General features: G+C 47.2%; 7 protein-coding genes. 6 read left to right on the top strand and 1 reads right to left on the bottom strand.

The annotated features are described in order from the left end of the window. Positions 1-275: 275 nt before the first annotated feature. Positions 276-1,181, bottom strand: coding sequence for a LysR family transcriptional regulator (locus tag EV210_RS21005; RefSeq protein WP_132083334.1), 906 nt, complete (start codon positions 1,179-1,181; stop codon positions 276-278). A gap of 138 nt (positions 1,182-1,319) precedes the next feature. On the opposite strand from EV210_RS21005, the gene EV210_RS21000 reads away from it, so the two are divergent. The 6 genes from EV210_RS21000 to EV210_RS20975 all read left to right on the top strand — a co-directional run bounded on the left by EV210_RS21000 (position 1,320) and on the right by EV210_RS20975 (position 7,436). Further along, on the top strand, positions 1,320-1,862 hold the full coding sequence (locus tag EV210_RS21000; RefSeq protein ID WP_132083332.1) for a 4Fe-4S dicluster domain-containing protein: 543 nt from the start codon (positions 1,320-1,322) through the stop codon (positions 1,860-1,862). After that, positions 1,862-3,259: a [FeFe] hydrogenase, group A gene (locus EV210_RS20995; protein WP_132083330.1), complete on the top strand. Its 1,398-nt coding sequence runs from the start codon at positions 1,862-1,864 to the stop codon at positions 3,257-3,259. The genes EV210_RS21000 and EV210_RS20995 overlap by 1 nt, the downstream gene beginning before the upstream one ends. 30 nt (positions 3,260-3,289) lie before the next feature. Beyond that, positions 3,290-3,796: a 4Fe-4S dicluster domain-containing protein gene (locus EV210_RS20990; RefSeq protein WP_132083328.1), complete on the top strand. Its 507-nt coding sequence runs from the start codon at positions 3,290-3,292 to the stop codon at positions 3,794-3,796. Positions 3,797-3,920: 124 nt separating this feature from the next. Beyond that, positions 3,921-4,667, top strand: a complete 747-nt coding sequence (gene map, locus EV210_RS20985) for a type I methionyl aminopeptidase (protein ID WP_132083326.1) — start codon at positions 3,921-3,923, stop codon at positions 4,665-4,667. Positions 4,668-4,885: 218 nt separating this feature from the next. Then, on the top strand, positions 4,886-6,067 hold the full coding sequence (locus tag EV210_RS20980) for a MalY/PatB family protein (RefSeq protein ID WP_132083324.1): 1,182 nt from the start codon (positions 4,886-4,888) through the stop codon (positions 6,065-6,067). A 199-nt stretch (positions 6,068-6,266) separates the two neighbouring features. Further along, entirely contained in the window at positions 6,267-7,436 is a 1,170-nt protein-coding gene (locus tag EV210_RS20975; RefSeq protein ID WP_132083322.1) for an MFS transporter, read from the top strand. Positions 7,437-7,456: the final 20 nt, after the last annotated feature.

Genomic DNA, 7,456 nt, shown 5'->3' with positions numbered 1-7,456 from the left:
AACGCCAGACCAATTACCCCCTTACTGTAAAAGAATAAGTGTAATTGTTCAACCATTTTCATGGTTAAACAATTACACTTAAATAGTACCAAGTAGCAAAAGGTCTAGGCCTGTCTTCCAAAATGTTTGGGAAATGCTCAGCTTACTAAAATTCGTAAACTCGCAGCGCTCAGACAACCGAATTTCTTAACGTAAGCTGAGCATTTCCCATCCTGCGGACCACATTTTTTCAGAAGGGCCAATAGGAACGAGGCGGAGTTTCGAAAAATTAGCTGTTAACGAGAAGGCTGGGAGCTTTGGCTTAGGTTGGTGAATAGTGTTAAGAAGTGACGGGCAGCAGCTGACAGATAGCGGTTGCGTACCCAGATAAGAGCTGAGGATATTTCGATAACGGGATCAACAATTGTTTTAAACACAAGGTTGGGACTGGGAATAAGCCCCATTGCTGCTCTTGGTACGACGGCAACTCCCACATCGGCATCTGCCCAGGCCAAAACGGGCATGACATCATCGCTTTTACATAGATAGTGAGGATTGAAATTCGCTTGCTGACAATGGGCGGTAATCATCGCTTCATATTTGCGGTGAATCATCAAAGGCATATCGGCAAGCTGGGCGAGGGAAAGGCAGTCTTCTTTTGCGTTATCCAATTGCTGGAGACGATTTCTATGAATTGCAGCAACCAGCGGTTCTTTGGGCAGCTGAATAGATTCGTAGGTGTCGGTATCAAAAGAAAAGCGCACCAGACCGATTTCGATCAAGCCTCCGTTCAACAGTTCAATAATCCGGACCGACTCGCCTTCCCATAACTCAAAGTTTATATTTGGATACTGGGTGTGGAAAATACGGGCAACGGCAGGGAGGATGGTTATGCCTGAGGAAGAAGCAGTGCCGATGGACAATATGCCGTGCGTGCCTGTTTCTATCGCTTTAATTTCTTTCTCCGTATTATCCAGTAATTTTAGCAATTGTTCAGCGCGGCTTTGCAGCAGGCAGCCGGCTTCTGTAAGTTGAATTTTCCGGTTGCCCCGGACAAAAAGCCTGGTGCCCAGACTTTCCTCCAGTTGCTTCATTTGCCTGCTAAGCGGCGGCTGCGCGATATTTAAGCGTTGGGCGGCAGTCGTTATGCTGCCTTCCTGGGCTACAGTCAAAAAGTATTGCATTTCCCGGATGCTCATCATTGTAACCGTGTCCTCCTTAAGTAAATAACCATACCTTAAAAGTATGTCAAGGGAATATATTAAGTATTATTAGTATAGCAATAACTTTGTTATAATTGTAGTCAAAAGAAGATTCTGAAGCGGGATGGAGGATTTTTAGTGAATAGGCCATTAAATTCATTTGTTATAGCCGATGCCAAGGCATGTATTGGCTGCCGGGTTTGCGAAGTAGCCTGTGCTGTTGCTCACTCGAATCCGGCAGTGAAAACAGCAGGTAATCTGGATACGCCAATACTGCCGCGGCTTTATCTTGTTAAAACGCCGGAAGTAACAGTTCCTATCCAATGCCATCACTGTGAGGATGCTCCTTGTGCAAAATGTTGTCCGGTTGCTGCTATTAAGCAGGAAAACAACAAAGTAATAATAGATGAAAAAGGCTGTATTGGCTGTAAAAGCTGTCTAATTGCCTGTCCTTTTGGAGCCATAGAGCTGGTCGTATCGCCAAGAAAGCTGGAAGAGCCGGAGTTACCGTCAGTTGTGGCCAGTAAATGTGATTTGTGTAAAAACCGCTTGCAAGGACCGGCTTGTGTTCAAGCCTGCCCCAGGCAAGCCCTCACTCATGTTCAATTTGAGCAGGAAAAGCGGCTCCGCCGTATTAGAGCAGCTAATAAAGCTGCTGATTTTATTGCGTGGGAGGGGTAATGATGGAGGGAAAGCAATATGTCAGTATCGATGCCGAGCTTTGTACCGGCTGCCAGCGATGCTGTGAAATTTGCCCTGTAGGCGCCATTGAAGGTGAGCCGGGAAAAGCACAAACGATTGATGCCGTCAAATGTGTAATGTGTGGACAATGTGTGCAGGTATGCAGTGCCTATGCGTCCTGCTTTGAGACGTATCAGTATTCCCATGCGCAAAGGCTGCAGGAGCGCCGTATGCCGGCGAATGTCCGGGAACCGCTGTTTGCCGCTTACTATGTTGGTGACCTTCCTCAGGTTAAAGAGGCTTTAGCTGATCATTCGTTGTTCACCATGGTGCAATGTGCACCGGCGGTCCGCGTGGCAATTGCCGAGGATTTTGGCATGGAACTTGGCAGTTTGGTACCTGGTAAGCTGGCGGCTGCTCTCAGGCGGTTGGGGTTTAAACGAATTTATGATACAAACTTTGCTGCTGATTTAACGATTATGGAAGAGGGCAGTGAATTAGTTAAGCGGATTATGGAAAATAAAGCGCTGCCGATGTTTACTTCTTGCTGCCCGGCGTGGGTAAAATATGTAGAAGACGAATATCCGGAACTTATTGGGCATTTATCCAGCTGCAAATCTCCACAGCAAATGGCAGGCACCATGTTTAAAACCTATGGAGCGGAGCTTGACAACATTGCTCCTGCAGCGGTATACAGTGTGGCGATTATGCCATGTACTTGTAAAAAATCCGAAGCACTTCGTCCGGAGATGGCGGATAGTGGTTTTCGTGATGTTGACGCAGTACTGACCACTAGAGAGTTAGCGTATTTGATTAAAGAAGCTGGTATTGATTTTAACAGTTTACCGGAAGAAGGCTTTGATAATCCGCTGGGCTGTTATTCGGGAGCCGGGCAAATCTTTGGGGTTACCGGCGGTGTCATGGAAGCAGCTATTCGTACGGCCTATGAAATACTCACGCAAACGCCGTTGGAGAATGTCAATGTTACCACCGTCCGTGGGGGACAGGGAATTAAAAGAGTGACAATTGAGGCAGGCTCGGTGCAGCTTAAGACGGTCGTTGTCGCCGGTCTTAAAAATGCTGCTGGGCTGCTGGAAGAGATAAAATTGGGGAAAGCGGATTTTCATTTTATGGAAGTCATGACCTGCCCGGCAGGCTGCATCACTGGCGGCGGTCAGCCGAAGCTGTTATTGCCTGAGGACCAGGCAGCAGCTTATAAGCTGCGGTCAGCCAGTATGTACCGGCATGACGAAGAACAGCAGTTTCGCAAATCTCATGAGAATCCGGCCATTCAGGACGTATACGAAAAATTCCTGGGAGAGCCGCTTGGTCACAAGTCTCATAAGCTATTGCATACGCACTATGTTGCTGGGAAAAAACGTGTTCAAGCAGACTGAGAAAAATGCTGCACTAAATGAGGGAGAATAATGAATGATTTTGTAGTGGCAGACCCGAAACGGTGTATTGGCTGCCGTACTTGTGAAGTTGCCTGTGTGCTGGCTCATGGCGGCGAAAATGCGCTGGAGAATTTAAATGCCGCTAGCTTTTACCCAAGGCTGCAAGTGATAAAAACAGCAAAGGTCAGCATGCCTGTTCAATGTCGGCAGTGTGAAGACGCACCCTGCGCGAGAGCATGTACGGTTGATGCTATCAGGCAAAGTGGCAGTTCGGTTCAAGTTGTTGCCGGAAAATGCGTGGGCTGCAAAGCGTGCTTAGTAGCCTGTCCCTATGGAGCAATTGACCTGATCGCTGCTGATGCGGCGGGAGGAAAAACCGAGGTTGCAGCATATAAATGTGATCTTTGTGTTAACCATGCCAGCGGACCGGCCTGTGTAAGAGTTTGTCCGACAAAAGCGCTGCAAAAGGTTGAGGGCTCATTACTAGCGGGGCGGCTGCGGAACAAGCGGCTGAGAGCGGCATTAGGGAGCGAGTGATACCACGGTCGGGATAAAAAGTTTTGCTAAATTATATAAACTACTCGCATTTCAAAATAAAGATGGTGTACACTAGGAGGGATGATTCTATATACTATAAGGATAAAGGTTGCGGAGGGGAACTATGATTATATTTAAATCAGCAAGAGAATTAGCAATCATGCGCGAGGCTGGATTAATTGTGGCTGAGTGTCATGCGCTTCTTGGTGAAAAAATAAAGGCAGGAGTATCCACTCTCGAATTGGATGAGCTTGTGGAAAGTTATATCAGAAAAAAAGGGGCTATCCCCAGTTTTAAAGGCCATCATGGCTTTCCTGCTTCTATCTGCGCTTCGGTGAATGATGTTATCTGCCATGGAATTCCGAATGAACAGCCGCTGAATGAAGGCGATGTCATAACCATTGATATTGGTGCAAAAGTGAATGGTTATCATGGTGACTCTGCCTGGTCGTATGCAGTGGGGCAAGTATCACCCCAAATCGAAAAGCTAATGAGAGTAACCAAGGAGTGCCTGTTTCTGGGGATTGATCAGGCTCAGCCCGGCAAGCGCATCGGAGATATCGGGCATGCTATACAAACGTATGCGGAGAGCCTGAAATATGGAGTCGTGCGGGATTTTTGCGGTCACGGTGTGGGGCGGGAGCTATGGGAAGATCCGGAAATACCTCACTACGGACATGCCGGAAAAGGTCCGGCTATTAAAAAAGGCATGACGATTGCCATTGAACCGATGATTACCATGGGGCGTTGGCAGGCAAAAACCGATTCGGATGGCTGGACGGCTCGTACCGTTGACGGATCAATTTGTGTTCAATACGAGCATACACTTGCGGTAACACCGGAAGGACCGGTAATTTTAACTCAGCTATAAAAGTGGCGGTTTCTAGAGCATCGCGCTAGAGTCAACACGGCCAGCAGCTTTGTTTTGTTTTCCTGATTGACATTAGCGAGATAAATATGATACGATATTGACAAATTTTTGTGCAGCTTTAACGCTGATCAGGCAACTGAAGGCGGATACTTTCATTTTTGAGGGTATCCGCATTTTTATTCCAGCGTAACTGGTTATACAGAAAGGTGGTTATTATATTGTCGGCAAATCGCTTTGATATCAAAATTAACCGTAATCAATCAGGCAGTGCCAAATGGGATGATGCAGATTTCTTATTTGGTGCCGAGGGAGTTCTGCCTCTCTGGGTAGCTGATATGGATTTTCTCGCTCCCGCTCCAATTCTGGAGGCAATTCAAAAAAGGGCCTCCCATGGGGTATTTGGCTATCCTTCACCACGTCATTTGGGTTTTAAAGCATTGCAGGGATGGCTGAAAAAACGGCACGACTGGGAGACCGATACAGCATGGATGGTTAGCACGCCCGGCGTTGTTACCGCTCTTTCCCTTGCGGTTCAAACGTTTACGCAGCCGGGAGATAAAATTATCATACAGCCGCCGGTCTATCCGCCTTTTTTTGCGTCAATATTACGCAATGGACGTCAAGTCCTTGAAAATCCGCTGCGCGAAGAAAACGGTCACTACCGCATTGATTTTGAGGATCTGGCGAGCAAGGCTAAAGAAGCGAAAATGCTTATCTTCTGCAATCCGCACAATCCGGTAGGACGGGTTTGGTCCAAAACAGAATTGCAGCAGTTAACAAAAATCTGCTTGGAAAATGATTTGCTTGTTTTGTCTGATGAAATACATAGTGACTTGATCTTAAAGGGACATCGCCATGTGCCACTAGCTACGCTGTCAAAAGAGATCGCCCCAAGGGTGATTACCTGCACGGCACCCAGTAAAACCTTTAATACAGCAGGACTGTATACTTCAGCAGTTATCATTTCTGATGAACAGGTGCGCAGGCAATTTGCGGATCAGGTTCAAACTCTCGGAATTGCCAAAAATAATGTGTTCGGTATAGCCGCGATGGAAGCAGCGTATCTTCATGGTGAACCGTGGCTGGAAGAGTTACTGCTTTATCTGGAAGCTAACGCCGATTATATCGCCAGTTTCTTCGCGGAAAAGCTGCCGAAGATAAAGGTGAACAAGCCTGAAGGAACCTATCTGGCGTGGCTTGACTGCCGTGAATTAGGGCTGACAGTAGAGCAATTGGATGCATTTTTTGCCAAAGAGGCTAAAGTCGGGCTTAATAATGGTGCAACGTTTGGCAAACAAGGGGAAGGATATATGAGGCTCAATTTTGGCTGTTCCCGCGAAGTACTTCGCGAAGGGCTGGAACGTATTGAACAGGCCTATCGGAGGGCTCATTTCCTGTAACAGCGGCAGGCAAGCCGAACTATTTCAATTTTGCTTAACGACAGTAATACGGTTTTAGCAGAAAAAACCCGCCTTTGCGGGTTTTTTCTGCTGATTTGAGTAAGATCAGCCCCAGGTTGTTTGTTGTCAGTTCTTTAATATGGCGATATAATTAAACCTTAACCGTCCTAATTTGACAGATCATTGTGAGGCGAAAAAGATGTCCGTCCTGGTCCAATTGTTTGCCAACAGGCAATTTCAATGTATTGCCCTGGTGCAGATGCTGACTGTTTTTAGTACCAATCTATTGGCTCCCGTATTACCTGTCCACTTTAAACTGCAAGGGTTGAGCGAGGCCGAAATTGGTTTTATCATGGGAGTTGTTTCCCTTGGCGCTTTAGTAGTAAGGCCGTGGTCAGGGTTGAGTGTGGATTTACGCGGCAGTCGCTGGACAATACTTTTTGGACAGATTTTGACGACTATCGGTATCGCGGCTTTTGTATGGACAACTAATTTTTGGCCGCTGCTGCTGCTGCGCTTTTTTCAGGGCATTGCAATGGCCTTTTATGGAACCGGTTCTATTACCTTTGCCAGTTGTGTAGAGACTCCGGAAAATACATCAGCGGCCATCGCGTATTTTTCCTTGTTTACGATGATTGGCCTGGGGCTTGGTACAAGTATTGCGCCATTGACCTATGGGTCTTTGGGCTTTTCGACGGTTATTGCAATTAGTCTGACTGCTGTGCTTGGCGCATTGCTGTTTATGTGGTTTGGTTCAAGACCGGTACCGCGATGTGAGAGTGATCTGCGGGTGCCTTTTCGAACAGTATTAACGATGAAGGTCGTTTTAGCTCCTTCTGTCTGTCTTTTTGCTTCTAACTTTGCTCTGGGAACAGCGTTTACCTTTGTCCCGCTATTAGCTTTGGCGCAGGGGATTGGTCAGTATTTCGTGTTTTTTGTAGCGTTTAGCGTTGCAGTCGTGTGCGCGCGGCTGGGCGTTCAAACTATTAACAGTCGCTGGGGAGCAGTAAGAACGTCCATTGGCGCAAGTATACTCAATGCGCTTAGCGCACTGCTGCTGGCAGTGCTGCCATCGGTATTTACTTATGCTGTGGCGGGGATTTTAATTGGCTTCGGTTTCGGAATTGTGTATCCAACGTTAGCCGGATACCTGGTGCAGCATGTGAACCCTGCAAACAAAGGAACTGCACTTAGTATTTTGTCGGGGGCAGGTGATATCGGCAATGCTCTGGGCGCTTCTGTGCTGGGAATTGTGGCACAGACGCTGGGCTTTACAGCCGTGTTCTCAGGAGCAGCTCTCGTTATCGCAGCCTGTACATATTATTTTCAGAGCGCTTTACTGACAAGACGACAGGCCGGCATGCACTAAAAACATGCAAGTGAGGCAAG

Source organism: Anaerospora hongkongensis (assembly GCF_004339805.1).
GTDB classification, from domain to species: Bacteria; Bacillota; Negativicutes; order Sporomusales; family DSM-15969; genus Anaerospora; species Anaerospora hongkongensis.
The sequence above is the reverse complement of the archived record's forward strand: the minus strand, read 5'-3'. Positions and strand labels throughout refer to the sequence as shown.